The sequence below is a fragment of the Streptomyces sp. NPDC085866 genome (assembly GCF_044541035.1).
Lineage (GTDB): Bacteria > Actinomycetota > Actinomycetes > Streptomycetales > Streptomycetaceae > Streptomyces.
This window is the reverse complement of sequence record NZ_JBITSQ010000020.1, coordinates 125,732-141,899: the sequence shown is the minus strand read 5'-3', so window position 1 is coordinate 141,899 and position 16,168 is coordinate 125,732. Positions and strand designations below refer to the sequence as shown.

Genomic DNA, 16,168 nt, shown 5'->3' with positions numbered 1-16,168 from the left:
CAGAGCTAGAGTAACCGAACGATCGGTCGGGACAAGGGGGCCTGCCGCATCTGTGGACAACGTCGTGCGGGAGGATCGCGCACATGACAGCACTCGACCTCAGCAGCCCCGTGGCCGTCGTCGGCACCGGCACCATGGGCCAGGGCATCGCCCAGGTCGCGCTGGCCGCCGGCCACCCGGTGCGGCTCTACGACGCCGTGCCCGGGCGGGCCCAGGAGGCGGCCGAAGCGATCGGCGCCCGGCTCGACCGGCTCGTGGCGAAGGACCGGCTCACCGCCGCCGACCGGGACGCGGCCCGCGCCCGGCTCACGCCCGCGGACAGCCTTGCCGAGCTGTCCGACTGCACGCTGGTCGTCGAGGCCGTCCTGGAGCGGCTGGACGTCAAGCAGAAGCTCCTGCGCGAGCTGGAGGAGGTCGTCTCCGACGACTGCCTGCTCGCCACCAACACCTCGTCCCTGTCGGTGACGGCCATCGGCGGCGCGCTCGTCAACCCCGGCCGCTTCGTGGGCCTGCACTTCTTCAACCCGGCCCCGCTGCTGCCGCTGGTCGAGGTGGTCTCCGGGTTCGCCACCGACGTCACGTCGGCCACGCGCGCGTACGAGACCGCACGCGCCTGGGGCAAGACCCCGGTGGCCTGCGCTGACACCCCCGGCTTCATCGTCAACCGGATCGCCCGGCCCTTCTACGCCGAGGCCTTCGCCGTCCATGAGGCCCAGGCCGCCGACCCGGCCACCATCGACGCGGTCCTGCGCGAGTCGGGCGGCTTCCGGATGGGCGCGTTCGAGCTGACCGACCTGATCGGGCAGGACGTCAACGAGTCGGTCACCCACTCGGTGTGGCAGTCCTTCTTCCAGGACGTCCGCTTCACGCCCTCGCTGGCCCAGCGCCGGCTGGTCGAGTCCGGGCGGCTCGGCCGCAAGAGCGGGCACGGCTGGTACGACTACGCCGAGGACGCCGAGCGTCCCGAGCCGCACACGGCAGAGAAGGAGCGGCCGCCCGCGTACGTCGTCGCCGAGGGCGGCCTGGGCCCGGCGGCCGAACTGCTCACGCTGGTCCGTGAGGCGGGCATCGAGGTCCGCGAGGAGGACGAGGACAACGGCACCCGCCTGGTGCTGCCGAGCGGCGGCCAGCTGGCCCTCGCCGACGGCCAGACCTCCGTGGAGTTCCGCGACGTCGTCTACTTCGATCTCGCCCTCGACTACCGCAGGGCCACCCGTATCGCCCTGTCCTCCTCCCAGGACACCGCGCCGCAGACCCTCGCCGAGGCGATCGGCCTCTTCCAGGCGCTCGGCAAGGAGGTGAGCGTGATCGGCGACATCCCCGGCATGATCGTCGCCCGCACCGTCGCCCGGATCGTGGACCTCGCGCACGACGCCGTCGCCAAGGGCGTCGCCACCGAGGAGGACATCGACACCGCGATGCGCCTCGGCGTCAACTACCCGCTCGGCCCCTTCGAGTGGAGCCGCCGGCTCGGCCGGGGCTGGGCCTACGACCTGCTGGACGACCTGCACCTGCGCGACCCCTCCGGCCGTTACGCGCCGTCCCTCGCGCTCTACCGGCACGCGTACGCCACCGACAAGCGGGAGGGCACCTCATGACGACCGCCAAGCGCGACACGTACACCCCCGAGACGCTGCTCTCCGTCGCCGTCCAGGTCTTCAACGAGCGCGGCTACGACGGCACCTCCATGGAGCACCTGTCCAAGGCGGCCGGCATCTCCAAGTCGTCCATCTACCACCACGTCAGTGGCAAGGAGGAGCTGCTGCGCCGGGCCGTCAGCCGGGCTTTGGAGGGCCTGTTCGGGATCCTCGAGGAGGAGGACGCGCGCGTGGGGCGCCCCGTGGAGCGTCTGGAGCACGTCGTGCGGCGCACGGTCGAGGTGCTGATATCCGAGCTGCCCTACGTCACGCTGCTGCTGCGCGTGCGCGGGAACACCGAGACCGAGCGCTGGGCGCTGGAGCGGCGCCGCGACTTCGACCACCGGGTCGCCGAGCTGCTGAAGGCCGCCGCCGACGACGGTGACGTACGCGGCGACGTGGAGGTGCGGCTGGCCACCCGGCTGGTCTTCGGAATGATCAACTCCGTCGTGGAGTGGTACCGGCCCGACACCCGTGGCGCCAGCGGCCGCGAGGTGGCCGACGCGGTGGTCCTGCTGGCCTTCTCGGGCCTGCGGCAGAACTGAGCTCAGGTCGGCTCCAGGTCCTCCTCCTCGAACACCAGCAGGGTGCGGGTGCTGAGCACCTCGGGGATCGCCTGGAGCCGGGTGAGCACCAGATCGCGCAGCGCCCTGTTGTCGGGTGCGTGCACCAGGAGCAGGACGTCGAAGTCTCCGCCCACCAGAGCGATGTGGGAGGCGCCGGGCAGCTGCCTGAGCTGCTCGCGGACCGTGCGCCAGGTGTTCTGGACGATCTTCAGCGTGACGTACGCCGATGTGCCGTGCCCTGCCCGCTCGTGGTCGACGCGGGCGCTGAACCCCCTGATCACGCCGTCCTCGACGAGACGGTTGATGCGCGCGTAGGCGTTGGCGCGGGAGACGTGTACACGCTCGGCGACGGACCGTATCGAGGCGCGGCCGTCCGACTGCAGGATCTTCAGGATGTCCTGGTCTATGGCGTCCAGCGGACGGGGTGGCGGCAGGATGCCGTCCTGCGGTCCATCGACCATTTGTTCAGCTGACATGTCCCCCCGCTTCATCGCCGTGGACGTCCTGCATTCATTGCAGGTTGTGGAGAACCGTTTGTCCACAGCCTGACGGGGCCTGTAGCCAAAATGTGCCGACGACCGAACAATCGGTAGGTGAGGCGGGTCACAGCCGACACGCCTCCCGTAGCCGCTCCCACGAGGAGGTGCCGTCATGACGGTCATGGAGCAGCGGGGCGCGTACCGGCCTTCGCCGCCGCCCGCCTGGCAGCCCCGTATGGACCCCGCGCCGCTGCTGCCCGACGCCGAGCCCTACCGCGTCCTCGGCACCGAGGCGGCCGCCAAGTCCGACCCGGACCTGCTGCGCCGGCTGTACGCACAGCTGGTGCGCGGCCGCCGGTACAACGCCCAGGCCACCGCGCTCACCAAGCAGGGCCGCCTCGCCGTCTATCCGTCCAGCACCGGCCAGGAGGCCTGCGAGGTCGCCGCCGCCCTGGCTCTCGAGGAGCGCGACTGGCTGTTCCCCAGCTACCGCGACACCCTCGCCGCCATCGCCCGCGGCGTGGACCCCGTGGAGGCCCTCACCCTCCTGCGCGGCGACTGGCACACCGGCTACGACCCGTACGCGCACCGTGTGGCGCCGCTCAGCACCCCGCTGGCCACCCAGCTCCCGCACGCCGTCGGCCTCGCCCACGCCGCCCGCATCAAGGGCGACGACGTGGTCGCGCTCGCCATGGTCGGCGACGGCGGCACCAGCGAGGGCGACTTCCACGAGGCGCTGAACTTCGCCGCCGTCTGGCAGGCACCGGTGGTCTTCCTGGTGCAGAACAACGGCTTCGCCATCTCCGTCCCGCTCGCCAAGCAGACCGCCGCGCCCTCCCTGGCCCACAAGGCCGTCGGCTACGGCATGCCGGGCCGGCTGGTCGACGGCAACGACGCGGCCGCCGTGCACGAGGTCCTCAGCGACGCCGTACGGCACGCCCGCGCGGGCGGCGGCCCGACCCTGGTGGAAGCGGTGACGTACCGCATCGAGGCCCACACCAACGCCGACGACGCCACCCGCTACCGCGGCGACGCCGAGGTCGAGGCCTGGCGCGCGCACGACCCGATCCAGTTGCTGGAACACGAGCTGACCGCGCGCGGCCTGCTCGACGACGCAGGCCGCGAGGCCGCCCGGCAGGACGCCGAGGAGATGGCAGCGGACCTGCGGGAACGCATGAACCAGGACCCCGAACTCAACCCCATGGACCTCTTCGACCACGTCTACGCCGAGACCACCGCGCAACTGCGCGAGCAGCGCGCCCTGTTGCGCGCCGAGCTGGAGGCGGAGCAGGACGACCAGGAAGGCGACCACCGATGACCACCGTCGCCGTCAAGCCCGCCACCATGGCGCAGGCCCTCACGCGCGCGATGCGCGACGCGATGGCCGCCGACCCCACCGTGCACGTCATGGGCGAGGACGTCGGCACCCTCGGCGGTGTCTTCCGGGTCACCGACGGGCTCGCCAAGGAGTTCGGCGAGGACCGCTGCACCGACACCCCGCTCGCCGAGGCGGGCATCCTCGGCACCGCCGTCGGCATGGCCATGTACGGGCTGCGCCCGGTCGTGGAGATGCAGTTCGACGCCTTCGCCTACCCGGCGTTCGAGCAGCTGATCAGCCATGTCTCCCGGATGCGCAACCGCACCCGCGGCAGGATGCCCCTGCCGATCACCGTCCGCGTCCCCTACGGCGGCGGCATCGGCGGCGTCGAGCACCACAGCGACTCCTCCGAGGCCTACTACATGGCCACCCCGGGCCTGCACGTCGTCACGCCCGCGACCGTCGCCGACGCCTACGGGCTGCTGCGCCAGGCCATCGCCTCCGACGACCCCGTCGTCTTCCTGGAGCCCAAGCGGCTGTACTGGTCGAAGGACTCCTGGAACCCCGAGCACCCCACGGACGTCGAGCCCATCGGGCGCGCGGTGGTGCGCCGCCCGGGCAGCAGCGCCACGCTCATCACCTACGGCCCGTCCCTGCCGGTCTGCCTGGAGGCCGCAGAGGCCGCCCGTGCGGAGGGCTGGGACCTGGAAGTGGTCGACCTGCGCTCCCTGGTGCCGTTCGACGACGAGACCGTCTGCGCCGCCGTCCGCCGCACCGGGCGTGCGGTGGTCGTGCACGAGTCGACCGGGTTCGGCGGCCCGGGCGGCGAGATCGCCGCCCGCATCACCGAGCGCTGCTTCCACCACCTGGAGGCGCCGGTGCTGCGCGTGGCCGGTTTCGACATCCCCTACCCGCCGCCGATGCTGGAGCGGCACCACCTGCCCGGCGTCGACCGCATCCTGGACGCCGTGGCGCGCCTGCAGTGGGAGGCCGAGGGCTGATGGCACAGGTGCTGGAGTTCAAGCTCCCCGACCTCGGCGAGGGACTCACCGAGGCGGAGATCGTCCGCTGGCTGGTGCAGGTCGGTGACGTCGTCGCCGTCGACCAGCCCGTCGTGGAGGTCGAGACGGCCAAGGCGATGGTCGAGGTCCCCTGCCCCTACGGCGGCGTGGTCACCGCCCGCTTCGGCGAGGAGGGCACGGAACTGCCCGTCGGCGCCCCCCTGCTGACGGTGGCGGTCGGCCCCCAGGCTTCTCATGTCACCGGCGGGGACACCGAGGGATCGGGCAACGTCCTGGTCGGCTACGGCACCTCCGAGGCGCCGGCGCGGCGCCGGCGGGTGCGGTCGACGTCCCCTGCCAACGGGACGGCGAAGGAGCCGGCTCCGGCACCGCCCGCCCCCGTACTCGCGGCGGCACCCGTGCTCGCCGAGGGCCCCGTCCCCGTGATCTCCCCGCTGGTGCGCCGGCTCGCCCGGGACAACGACATCGACCTGCGGCAGCTGTCCGGTTCGGGTCCCGACGGGCTGATCCTGCGGGCCGACGTCGAGGGCGCCCTGCGGGCTAAGGCCAACCCCGCCCCCGCCCCCGCGGAGGTGGAACCGGCCGCCTCCATGTCCCCCGTCCGCAACGGCATCCGCACCCCCCTCAAGGGCGTCCGCGGTGCAGTAGCCGACAAGCTGTCCCGCAGCCGCCGGGAGATTCCCGACGCGACCTGCTGGGTCGACGCCGACGCGACGGAACTCATGCGCGCGCGGACCGCGATGAACGCGGCCGGAGGACCGAAGATCTCCCTCCTCGCCCTGCTCGCCCGCATCACGACCGCCGCTCTCGCCCGCTTCCCCGAGCTGAACTCCTACGTCGACACCGGCGCCCGCGAGGTCGTCCAGCTCGACCACGTGCACCTCGGGTTCGCCGCGCAGACCGAGCGCGGGCTGGTCGTGCCGGTCGTCCGGGACGCCCACGCACGCGACGCCGAGTCGCTGACCGCGGAGTTCGCCCGGCTCACCGAGTCCGCCCGGGCCGGGAGACTGACCCCCGGGGAACTCACCGGCGGGACCTTCACGTTGAACAACTACGGGGTCTTCGGCGTCGACGGCTCCACCCCGATCATCAACCACCCCGAGGCCGCCATGCTCGGCGTCGGCCGCATCATCCCCAAGCCCTGGGTGCACGAGGGCGAGCTGGCCGTGCGCCAGGTCGTCCAGCTCTCGCTCACCTTCGACCACCGGGTGTGCGACGGCGGCACGGCAGGCGGCTTCCTGCGGTACGTGGCGGACTGCGTAGAACACCCGGCGGTGCTGCTGCGCACGCTGTGACGCACGCGAAGGCCTGAAGGAGCAGGAGGCAGGACATACTCGGGGGGTGACCGACAACGCTCCCGCCGCCCCCGGGACCGCCCCGCCGTACGACGCCGTCGTGCTGGCCGGCGGCGCCGCCCGGCGGCTCGGCGGGGCCGACAAGCCCGGACTGCGGGTCGGCGGGCGTGCCCTGCTCGACCGGGTGCTCGCGGCCTGCGCCGGTGCGGCCACGACCGTGGTCGTCGCCGCCCCCCGGCCCACCGCCCGCCCGGTGCGCTGGGCGCGCGAGGAACCGGCCGGCGCCGGACCGGTCGCCGCACTGGAGGCCGGCCTGCGGCTCAGCACCGCCGAGCACGCCGTCGTCCTCTCCGCCGACCTGCCCTTCCTCGAAGCGGCCACGCTGGAGCGGCTGTTGACCGCCCTGCGGGACACGGGCGCCGACGGCGCGCTGCTCACCGACGCCGACGGCCGCGACCAGCCGCTCGTGGCCGCCTACCGCACCGCCGCCCTGCGCCGCGAACTGTCCGCCCTCGCGGCCGGACACGACGGCCTGACCGGCCTGCCCCTGCGCCGGCTGACCGGCGCCCTCGACCTCACCCGCGTCCCGGACCCGCTCGCGTCCTTCGACTGCGACACCTGGGACGACATCGCCGACGCCAGGGCACGCATCAGGGAGCATGGGCACGTGTTGGATGAATGGATCTCCGCAGTCAAGGACGAGCTGGGCATCGACCTGGACGTCGACACCGGCGCCCTGCTCGACCTGGCCCGTGACGCCGCCCACGGTGTGGCCCGGCCCGCCGCGCCCCTGACCACCTTCCTCGTGGGCTACGCGGCCGCCCAGGGCGGTGGCGGCCCCGAAGCCGTCGCCGAGGCCGCCCGCAAGGCCGTCGCCCTGGCGCTGCGCTGGGAGGAAGAGAACAGCGGGGGCGCGTCCGCCCCGGACGCCGGATGACAGCCCCCGGCATCCGGGCAGAGGCGTCCGCCGAGGACCGCGACGACCTCGACGTCGAGGAGGCCCTGGCCCTCGTGAGGGAATCCAAGGACGACAGCAGCGGACCCGCACCCTCTTCCAGCGGGGGCCGGCAGCGGCACGAGCGGCACAAGGCCACCCCCTGGCCCCGCGCCCGCGAGATCGCCGCCCGCGCCGCCCGCTCGGGCGGCCGCCGCACCCCCGTCTCCGTCTCCCTCGCCGACGCCCTCGGCCTGGTCCTCGCCGTCCCCCTCGACGCACTCACCGACCTGCCCTCGTTCGACACCTCGGCGATGGACGGCTGGGCGGTCGCCGGACCCGGCCCCTGGGAGATCCGGGACAAAGGCGTGCTCGCCGGACACGCACAGCCCGAGCCGCTGACCGACGGCGAGGCGGTCCGCATCGCGACCGGCGCCCGTATCCCGGCCGACACCACCGCCGTCCTGCGCACCGAACACGGCCGCACCGACGCCCAGGGCCGCCTCCACGCCACCCGGGAGGTCAGCCACGGCCAGGACATCCGCCCGCGCGGCCAGGAGTGCCGCAACGGCGACCAGTTGCTCCCCGTCGGCACCCTCGTCACCCCGGCTGTGCTGGGCCTCGCGGCGGCCGCCGGGTACGACACCGTCACCGCCGTCCCCCGCCCTCGTGTCGAAGTCTTCGTCCTCGGCGACGAGTTGCTCACCGAAGGACTCCCGCGCGACGGGATGATCCGGGACGCGCTCGGCCCCATGCTGCCGCCCTGGCTGCGCGCGATGGGCGCCGAGGTGATCGCCGTACGCCGACTGGGCGATGACGCCAAGGCCCTGCGCAAGGCGCTCACCGCCTCCGGCGCCGACCTGATCATCACCACCGGGGGCACCGCGGCGGGACCCGTCGACCATGTCCACCCCAGCCTGGAACGCATCGGCGCCGAACTCCTCGTCGACGGCGTCAAGGTGCGCCCCGGCCACCCCATGCTGCTGGCCCGCACCAAGGAGAACCAGCACCTGGTCGGCCTGCCCGGCAACCCCCTCGCGGCCGTCTCCGGCCTGCTCACGCTCGCCGAGCCCCTGCTGCGCACTCTCGGCGCCCACCCCGCGCCGGAGCCGTACACGCTGCCGCTCAGCGAGGCGGTGCAGGGACATCCGCACGACACCCGGCTCGTCCCCGTGGTGCTGCGCGGCGACCGTGCCGTACCGCTGCACTACAACGGCCCGGCCATGCTGCGCGGGATCGCCGCCGCCGACGCGCTGGCCGTCGTACCGCCGGGCGGAGCCCGGCAGGGCGAGGAGACCGAGCTGCTGGACCTGCCGTGGGCGGCGGCCGGAATCGGGGTGTGTTTCACGTGAAACTTCCGGGCCATGACGCCATCGCCCGCCAAGCGGACGAGCATCTGGTGACCCATCGGGTGAAACTCCCGAGAAAAGTGGTGGAGCGCCCGATCCGCCAGGTCGCCAAACGGCTGCTCATGGCCCTCGCGGTGCTGGTCGCCACCGCGCTGATCGTCTACGCCGACGACCGTGACGGCTACAACGACAACGCCCGCCCTCTGCCCCGCGACTGAGCGGGCCTGCCCCGGAGAGGACACCGGCGGGGAGTAGCGTCGCGCTCATGCATGCGATCACGATTCCCGAACCTGGTGGTCCCGAGGCGCTGGTGTGGGACGAGGTGCCCGATCCGGTGCCCGGCGCGGGGGAGGTGCTGGTCGAGGTGGTGGCCAGCGCCGTCAACCGTGCCGACATCCTGCAGCGGCAGGGCTTCTACAACCCGCCGCCCGGGGCGTCCCCGTACCCCGGCCTGGAGTGCTCCGGCAGGATCGCCGCGCTCGGCCCCGGGGTATCCGGCTGGGCCGTCGGCGACGAGGTGTGCGCACTGCTCTCGGGCGGCGGCTACGCCGAGAAGGTCGTCGTTCCGGCCGGGCAGCTGCTGCCCGTGCCCCGCGGCGTTGACCTGAATCGGGCGGCCGCGCTCCCCGAGGTGGTCTGCACCGTCTGGTCCAACGTCTTCATGATCGCCCATCTGCGCCCGGGTGAGACCTTGCTGGTGCACGGCGGATCCAGCGGTATCGGCACGATGGCGATCCAGCTGGCCAAGGCCGTCGGCGCCAAGGTCGCGGTGACCGCCGGGACGAAGGAGAAGCTGGAGCAGTGCGCCGAGCTGGGCGCGGACGTGCTGATCAACTACCGCGAGCAGGACTTCGTCGCCGAGATCGGGCGGGCCACGGACGGTGCGGGCGCCGATGTCATCCTCGACAACATGGGCGCGAAGTACCTGGACCGCAACGTCCAGGCTCTCGCCGTCAACGGGCGGCTCGCGATCATCGGCATGCAGGGCGGGATCAAGGGTGAGCTGAACATCGCCGCCCTGCTGAACAAGCGGGCCGCCATCAGCGCGACCTCGCTGCGGGCCCGGCCGCTGAGCGAGAAGGCCGCCATCGTGGCCGCCGTACGCGAGCATGTGTGGCCCCTGCTCGCCGCGGGTCAGGTCCGCCCGGTCGTCGACCGCGAGCTGCCGATGCCGGAGGCGGCCGAGGCACACCGGGTGGTGGAGGCGAGCGGGCACGTCGGAAAGGTGCTGCTGGTGGCGCCGTAGCCGGCCGGCCGGATCAGCCGCGCCGTACCCGCAGGCCCAGGAACGCCAGGCCCAGGCCCAGGCCGATGAGGACCAGACCGGTACCCAGCGGCAGGATCTGCAGGGTCGGTTCGGCGGAGGCCCGGCCCTGGTGAACGGCTTTCTGGCCCGCGGGCCGCTGCGGGGGCCGGGCGGGGTTCAGTCCGGCCTCCGCAGGCGACTCGGAGGCCGTCGGCGCCTGGTCCGGGGTGACCGCGGTCTCCGCCTCCTCCGGGTAGCCGTCCTCCGGATCGGTGTCGGGGGGCCCGGTGACCGTGCCGGTGTCGTCGTCCCCCTCCTCCTCGGCGGCCGGTCCGTCCGGCCGGCCCGGCCGCAGCCGGCCCTCACCGGCACGGCTCCCGGCCCGGGACGGCTCGGCGGGAGCGGAGGGCGAGGCGGAGTCGGAGTCGGAATCTGAGTCGGAATCGGAGTCGGAGTCGGAGAGCCGTGCCGCCGGTGACGCCGAGGCCCGCAGGGCGGGGGACGGGGACGCCGAGGGCACGGGGGAGTCCGGTGGGGCGGCCTCCGCGCCGTAGGCGGTGGCCGTGCCGCACACGGGTACGGCCGCCGCGAGGACGAGCAGCAGCCGCAGAAGGCGGAGCGTCAGTCGCAGCCATGGAGTCACGTCGGTGACCTCCCAGAGCCAAATCGTCGAACATCGACGAAAGCCAGCCTCACATTTCATGGCAGACAGGGCATTCCGGATTGGGCCGACAGGTCTAAACGGTGGATCAGCCCCATGAGGGGGCACCACGGTGATGAGGTGTAGGCGTGCGAGAGAATGGCGGCATGGAGATGCCGAGGAACGAACGGTCGCCGGAGAATCCCCAGATCCTGGTCGTGGGCCAGGACGGCATGGCGATTGGCGGCGGCGGAGACGAGGACTCCCGCGAGACCCCGGTGACGGAGCAGGTCGAGCAGCCGGCCAAGGTCATGCGGATCGGCAGCATGATCAAGCAGCTCCTGGAGGAGGTGCGCGTGGCTCCCCTGGACGAGGCGAGCCGTGCCCGGCTCAAGGAGATCCACCGCAGCTCGGTGAAGGAGCTGGAGGACGGGCTGGCGCCGGAGCTGGTCGAGGAGCTGGAGCGGCTCTCCCTGCCGTTCACCGACGACGGAACCCCCAGCGATGCGGAACTGCGCATCGCACAGGCCCAGTTGGTGGGCTGGCTGGAGGGCCTGTTCCACGGGATCCAGACGACGCTGTTCGCCCAGCAGATGGCCGCGCGGGCCCAGCTCGAGCAGATGCGCCGGGCGTTGCCGCCGGGCATGGGCCACGACGGCGAGGACCACCACACGGGCGGCCGCTCGGGCGGACCGTACCTGTAACCCCAGGCTGACCTCAGCACGAAGGGCCCGGCGGCAGTCCGCCGGGCCCTTCCTCATGTCTGCCGTTCTGCGGCCGTCCCGGCCGTGGTGCGGCCGGTGGCCGCTAGGGGTTGCCGGTCGACACGTTGAGCTGGATCTCGACGTTCTTGGGGTCGACGTCCGTGCCCTGCTTGGGGAACTGGTCGATGACCGCGCCCTCGCCGTACGTGTTCTCGTCGACGTTCTTGGTCGTGATGCGCCAGCCCGCGGCGGCCGCGCAGTCCTTGACCGACTTGATGTACTTGAACCGGAAGTCCGGGAGCGTGATCTTCTTCGGGTCGTTGTACGACTCCTGCGGCTCCGTGCACTCGGTCTTCTCGACCGTCTTCGACGCGTCCGGACCTCGGTAGCCCTCCGCATGGGCCGACGCGGAGGGGCTGGCGTCGCCGCCGCCCTGATTGTCGTCACCGCCGTTGTTCAGCGTCAGCGCGACGATCAGGCCGACGACCGCGACGAGGGACACCACGATCGAGCCGATGATCACCGGCTTGTTGCTCTTGCCGCCGCCTCCGCCGGAGGACTGCACCGCGGTCTGGGGCGTGAGGTTGTACGGCGGCGGGGTCGCGGGGGCCTGCTGTCCGTACCCCGCCGGCGGGGTCTGGTAGCCGGCCTGCTGCGGGTAGCCGTAGGCCGGTGCGGGGGCCGGGGTCGGCGTCGGGGTGCCGTACGGGCCCGGAGCCGGGGTCGGCTGGTACGGCGTCTGGACCGGGCCGGTGGGCGCCGGGGTGGCCTGGTCGACCGGCGGGAACACCGCGGAACCGACACCCGCGCCGCTCTGCGTCGGGCCGGAGCCCGGCACGATGCTCGGTGCCGCGGCCTGGAGGGAGGCGGCGACGCGCAGGCACTCGTCGCGCATGGACTCGGCGGTCGGGAAGCGCTCGTTCGGGTTCTTCTTCAGCGCGCGGGCGATCAGCGCGTCCAGCGCGGGCGGAAGGGAACGGTTGATCGAGGAGGCGGCGACCGGCTCCTCCTGGACGTGCGCGTACGCGATCGCCAGCGGGGAGTCCGCGTCGAACGGCAGCCGCCCGGTGACCAGCTGGAACAGCATGATGCCGACCGAGTACAGATCGGAGCGGGCGTCGACGCCGCGGCCCAGGGCCTGCTCCGGGGAGAGGTACTGCGGGGTGCCGACGACCATGCCGGTCTGGGTCATCGAGGTGACACCGGACTGCATGGCGCGGGCGATACCGAAGTCCATGACCTTGACGACGCCGCGCTTGGTCATCATCACGTTGCCCGGCTTGATGTCGCGGTGGACCAGCCCCATCTCGTGGCTGATCTCCAGCGCTGCCAGCACGTCCGCGGTGACCTTCAGAGCCTTGTCGGCGGGCATCGCGCCGTACTGCCGGACGTCCGCGTCGAGCACCGAGCCGAGCGGGCGGCCCTCGACGTACTCCATGACGATGTACGGCATCGTCGCGCCGTCCAGATCGTCCTCGCCGGTGTCGAAGACCGAGACGATGTTGGTGTGCGTGAGCTTGGCCACTGCCTGGGCCTCGCGGCGAAAGCGCTCGCGGAAGGCCTGCTCCCGGCCCAGCTCGGTGTGGAGCGTCTTGATCGCGACCTGGCGGTCCAGCACGGCGTCGTACGCCAGGTGAACCGAGGCCATGCCGCCTTCACCGAGCAAGTCACGCAGCTGGTAGCGACCGCCGGCCAGCGACCTTCCCGCGTAGCGGCCCTGTGCGCCGTCCTGGCTCATTTCTCCGCGTCCCCCATTGGCCGTCCGGCGCCGTCATTGAGCGAACAAGCCTTGATCGAATGTGTCATTCCCGGCCAAGTCTGCCCCAGGGCACTGACACGTCAAGCTCGGTGCCCGTTCCGTGACCGTACGCGAAAGAAGCGTCGCGGAAGCGTTACAGCGGCCGTACGACCAGTACACAGAATTTGCACGAGAGCGCGTGCTAGAGGTTTCATGACCGGTCAGTCTCGGGCCGGTCCCGGCACCGGATCCGGACCGGCGGCCCCCACGAAGGCTGTAGCGTGGCCGACGGAGACCGTAACAACACCGCGCGCACCGCGGGCAGAAACGACGGCGAGGACCGATGGCACAGACGCACAGCGCCCAGGGCCCGTCCGACCCCGAGGCGACTGGCGGCGGCATGTCAGACACGCCGGAGATGTGGGGCAACGGCGGGCTCGTCGGCGACGGCCGGTACCGGCTGACCCACCGGCTGGGCCGGGGCGGCATGGCCGAGGTGTTCGCCGCCGAGGACGTCCGTCTGGGCCGCACGGTCGCGGTCAAGCTGCTCCGTGCCGACCTGGCCGAGGACCCGACGTCCAAGGCCCGCTTCACGCGCGAGGCCCAGTCGGTGGCCGGTCTCAACCACCACGCGATCGTCGCCGTGTACGACTCCGGCGAGGACTACGTGGGCGGCCAGTCCGTGCCGTACATCGTGATGGAGCTGGTCGAGGGCCGCACCATCCGCGACCTGCTGCTGAACGCCGAGGCGCCGGGCCCCGAGCAGGCCCTGATCATCGTCTCCGGCGTGCTGGAGGCGCTCGCCTACTCGCACCAGCACGGCATCGTGCACCGCGACATCAAGCCGGCCAACGTCATCATCACCCACAACGGTGCCGTCAAGGTGATGGACTTCGGCATCGCCCGCGCCCTGCACGGCGCTTCGACAACGATGACGCAGACCGGCATGGTCATGGGCACCCCGCAGTACCTGTCGCCCGAACAGGCGCTCGGCAAGGCCGTCGACCACCGCTCCGACCTCTACGCGACCGGCTGCCTGCTGTACGAACTCCTCGCGCTCAGGCCCCCGTTCACCGGTGAGACTCCGCTGTCGGTGGTCTACCAGCACGTACAGGACATCCCGACCCCGCCGTCCCAGTTCGCCGACGCCTGCCCGCCGGAGCTGGACGGCCTGGTGATGCGCTCGCTCGCCAAGGAGCCCGACGACCGGTTCCAGACGGCCGAAGAGATGCGCGGCATGGTCCAGTACGGCCTGCAGATGCTGTACGACCAGGGCGGCCACACCGGCACCTGGAACACCGGCCCGGTGGCGATGCACGAGGGCCGGCACACCCCGGCGGGCGGCTTCGCGGGGACGACCGCGATGCAGCACCCCGGCGAGTTCGGTGCCGGCACCACGCAGATCCCGCAGCCCATCCTGCCCGGCGGGTACGGCAACGGCGACGACGGCGGCTTCGAGGGGCACGGCAACAGGGGCAGCGGCCGCGGCAAGCTGTGGATCCTCGCGGTCCTCGCGGTGATCGCGATCGCGGCCGGTGTCGCGATCGCGCTGCAAAACACGGGAGGCGGCAAGGGCGCGGGCACCGATCCGACGCCGAGCCACTCGCAGACCACGAAGGACGACAAGCCCTCGAAGACGCCGTCCGACGACAACACCGACCAGCCCACGGACACGTCCACGGACGACAGCTCGAACACGGGCGGCAACTCGGACTGGACGCCGTCGTACACACCGTCGACGGCCCCGTCCGACACGGCCACCTCCGACCCGACCGCCGAGCCGACCTCGCAGGAGCCGACGGATCCGGCGACCACCCCGACGGACGGCGGCACGGACACGGGCACCACGGACGGTGGCACGGACACCGGCACCACGGACGGTGGCACGGACACCGGCACCACGGTCGGCGGCACGGACACCGGCACCACGGACGGCACCACGGTCGGCAACGGAACCACTTGAAGGCCACCGACGCCGTCCACCCCTCCGACGCCCTGAGGAACCGCGGCTAGTTCACTCGACGAAGGCGTCGCACACCGCGTCGTACTCCCGGGTCCACCACACCGCGAGCGCCGAGGCGGCCGGGAACTGGCAGTCCGCGCGTGTGTCGCCGCGTTCGTAGTGCCAGCGCAGCATCCAGAAGTCGTTCAGGCGCTCCCACCACACCCGGTGCACGGCCGCCGCGAGCTCCGAGGGAGTGGCGCCGGCCGCGCGGCGGTACGCGCGCGCGTATGCCCGCGCCTTGGGCAGGTCCAGCGCCCCCGCGGGCCGTACGAAGAAGATCGCGGCGGCGCGTACGGCCTCTTCGGCGCGGGGCTGCACGCCGAGCCGGTCCCAGTCGACGATGGCGGCCGGGGCGTGCCCTTTGTAGAGCAGGTTGAAGGGGTGGAAGTCGCCGTGCACCCAGCCCACCGAGCCACCGCGCGGGGGGCGCCGGTCGGCGTGCTGCTCCAGGAGGGCGCGGCGTTCCAGGAGGCGGTGGCGGGCCAGTTCGTCGAAGGCGTCCGCGGGGCGGTGGCGACGGACGTGGGCCAGCAGGTCGTCGATGAGGGCGAAGGTGTCCGCCGGGTCGGCGCTCTCCACGGGATGCGGGCTCGTGGCCGGGCGCGTGCGCCCCTTGGGGGGCATCACGCGCTCCAGACAGGCGTGCACGGCGCCCAGGAGTGCCCCGAGGCGTGCGCTCTCTCCGCGGGTCAGCTGCCCGCCGTGGCGGTGCCTGCCGTCGATCCAGGGGTGCAGGGCGTAGGCGTGGCCGCCGACGACGGCGACCGTACGGCCTTCGCGGTGCGCGAGCGGCTGGGCCACCGGGACGCCGAGGTCGGCCAGGCGCTGGGTGGCACGGTGCCGGCGTTCGATGGCGGCCGGGTCGGCGGTGTCCGGGTCGAAGTGGTGCTTGAGGAAGTAGCGGCCGCGGGTGGTGCACAGCCGGTAGCCGCGGTTGAGCAGGCCCTGGTCGACGGGTTCGCAGGTGACGGCGGTACCGGCGGCGTACAGGCGCAGCAGGGCGCCCAGAGGGGGCGCGTGGGGTACGGGGGGTGGTACACATGAGCGCGGCACGCGCCAGATGTTAGGGCACCAAAAGTGGCCGTGAGCTGGGGCTTGTCACAGGCAGTCGCCACTGGTCGCTTTCGGTCATGCTGTGCACCGTGATGAACTCTGGCCTCCTGCTCGGCGCTCGGTTCGACGGTCGCCCTCGAAAGGTCCGATGAAAGGCCCGCTTTTCTGGTAAAGGCCCGGTA

14 protein-coding genes and 1 pseudogene are annotated in these 16,168 nt (G+C 72.4%); 11 read left to right on the top strand and 4 right to left on the bottom strand.

The annotated features are described in order from the left end of the window. Window positions 1-83: 83 nt before the first annotated feature. Together ACIF83_RS39085 and ACIF83_RS39080 are read left to right on the top strand one after the other, a co-directional pair. A complete protein-coding gene (locus ACIF83_RS39085; RefSeq protein WP_399734430.1) occupies window positions 84-1,598 on the top strand; it encodes a 3-hydroxyacyl-CoA dehydrogenase in 1,515 nt (504 codons plus the stop codon). Beyond that, window positions 1,595-2,182, top strand: coding sequence for a TetR/AcrR family transcriptional regulator (locus ACIF83_RS39080; RefSeq protein ID WP_399734427.1), 588 nt, complete (start codon window positions 1,595-1,597; stop codon window positions 2,180-2,182). The genes ACIF83_RS39085 and ACIF83_RS39080 overlap by 4 nt, the downstream gene beginning before the upstream one ends. A 2-nt stretch (window positions 2,183-2,184) precedes the next feature. Here the strand turns inward: ACIF83_RS39080 and ACIF83_RS39075 are convergent, their stop codons facing one another. Continuing rightward, on the bottom strand, window positions 2,185-2,664 hold the full coding sequence (locus tag ACIF83_RS39075) for an Lrp/AsnC family transcriptional regulator (protein ID WP_398138890.1): 480 nt from the start codon (window positions 2,662-2,664) through the stop codon (window positions 2,185-2,187). 190 nt (window positions 2,665-2,854) lie between these two features. Here ACIF83_RS39075 and pdhA point away from each other — a divergent pair, with 190 nt between their 5' ends. The 7 genes and pseudogenes from pdhA (at window position 2,855) to ACIF83_RS39040 (ending at window position 9,846) form a co-directional block, all read left to right on the top strand. Beyond that, complete coding sequence (gene pdhA, locus ACIF83_RS39070) at window positions 2,855-4,000, top strand: pyruvate dehydrogenase (acetyl-transferring) E1 component subunit alpha (RefSeq protein ID WP_393475033.1); 1,146 nt, start codon at window positions 2,855-2,857, stop codon at window positions 3,998-4,000. Beyond that, window positions 3,997-5,001, top strand: coding sequence for an alpha-ketoacid dehydrogenase subunit beta (locus tag ACIF83_RS39065; RefSeq protein WP_393475036.1), 1,005 nt, complete (start codon window positions 3,997-3,999; stop codon window positions 4,999-5,001). Before pdhA ends, ACIF83_RS39065 begins: the two co-directional genes overlap by 4 nt. Further along, the gene (locus ACIF83_RS39060) at window positions 5,001-6,317 is read left to right on the top strand and encodes a dihydrolipoamide acetyltransferase family protein (RefSeq protein WP_399734424.1); all 1,317 of its coding nucleotides are present in this window, start codon (window positions 5,001-5,003) and stop codon (window positions 6,315-6,317) included. Before ACIF83_RS39065 ends, ACIF83_RS39060 begins: the two co-directional genes overlap by 1 nt. A 46-nt stretch (window positions 6,318-6,363) precedes the next feature. Beyond that, the gene (locus ACIF83_RS39055; RefSeq protein WP_399734421.1) at window positions 6,364-7,254 is read left to right on the top strand and encodes an NTP transferase domain-containing protein; all 891 of its coding nucleotides are present in this window, start codon (window positions 6,364-6,366) and stop codon (window positions 7,252-7,254) included. After that, window positions 7,251-8,603 carry a molybdopterin molybdotransferase MoeA gene (locus ACIF83_RS39050; protein ID WP_399734418.1) on the top strand — a complete coding sequence of 451 codons (1,353 nt, stop codon included), beginning with the start codon at window positions 7,251-7,253 and terminating at the stop codon, window positions 8,601-8,603. Before ACIF83_RS39055 ends, ACIF83_RS39050 begins: the two co-directional genes overlap by 4 nt. Next, a pseudogene (locus ACIF83_RS39045) lies at window positions 8,600-8,797 on the top strand (Ion channel protein); the annotation flags it as partial. The gene ACIF83_RS39050 and the pseudogene ACIF83_RS39045, both read left to right, overlap by 4 nt. A 68-nt stretch (window positions 8,798-8,865) precedes the next feature. After that, on the top strand, window positions 8,866-9,846 hold the full coding sequence (locus ACIF83_RS39040) for an NAD(P)H-quinone oxidoreductase (RefSeq protein WP_393475050.1): 981 nt from the start codon (window positions 8,866-8,868) through the stop codon (window positions 9,844-9,846). A 13-nt stretch (window positions 9,847-9,859) separates the two neighbouring features. Here the strand turns inward: ACIF83_RS39040 and ACIF83_RS39035 are convergent, their stop codons facing one another. Continuing rightward, the gene (locus ACIF83_RS39035) at window positions 9,860-10,489 is read right to left on the bottom strand and encodes a hypothetical protein (RefSeq protein WP_399734415.1); all 630 of its coding nucleotides are present in this window, start codon (window positions 10,487-10,489) and stop codon (window positions 9,860-9,862) included. A gap of 164 nt (window positions 10,490-10,653) precedes the next feature. Between ACIF83_RS39035 and ACIF83_RS39030 the strand changes: the two genes are divergently transcribed. Further along, on the top strand, window positions 10,654-11,190 hold the full coding sequence (locus ACIF83_RS39030) for a bacterial proteasome activator family protein (RefSeq protein ID WP_393475056.1): 537 nt from the start codon (window positions 10,654-10,656) through the stop codon (window positions 11,188-11,190). A gap of 103 nt (window positions 11,191-11,293) precedes the next feature. Here the strand turns inward: ACIF83_RS39030 and ACIF83_RS39025 are convergent, their stop codons facing one another. Further along, window positions 11,294-12,928, bottom strand: coding sequence for a protein kinase (locus ACIF83_RS39025; RefSeq protein WP_398138818.1), 1,635 nt, complete (start codon window positions 12,926-12,928; stop codon window positions 11,294-11,296). 343 nt (window positions 12,929-13,271) lie between these two features. Here ACIF83_RS39025 and ACIF83_RS39020 point away from each other — a divergent pair, with 343 nt between their 5' ends. After that, on the top strand, window positions 13,272-14,891 hold the full coding sequence (locus ACIF83_RS39020; RefSeq protein WP_393475062.1) for a protein kinase: 1,620 nt from the start codon (window positions 13,272-13,274) through the stop codon (window positions 14,889-14,891). A 51-nt stretch (window positions 14,892-14,942) separates the two neighbouring features. Here the strand turns inward: ACIF83_RS39020 and ACIF83_RS39015 are convergent, their stop codons facing one another. Next, complete coding sequence (locus tag ACIF83_RS39015; RefSeq protein ID WP_393475065.1) at window positions 14,943-15,986, bottom strand: phosphotransferase; 1,044 nt, start codon at window positions 15,984-15,986, stop codon at window positions 14,943-14,945. Window positions 15,987-16,168 lie beyond the last annotated feature (182 nt).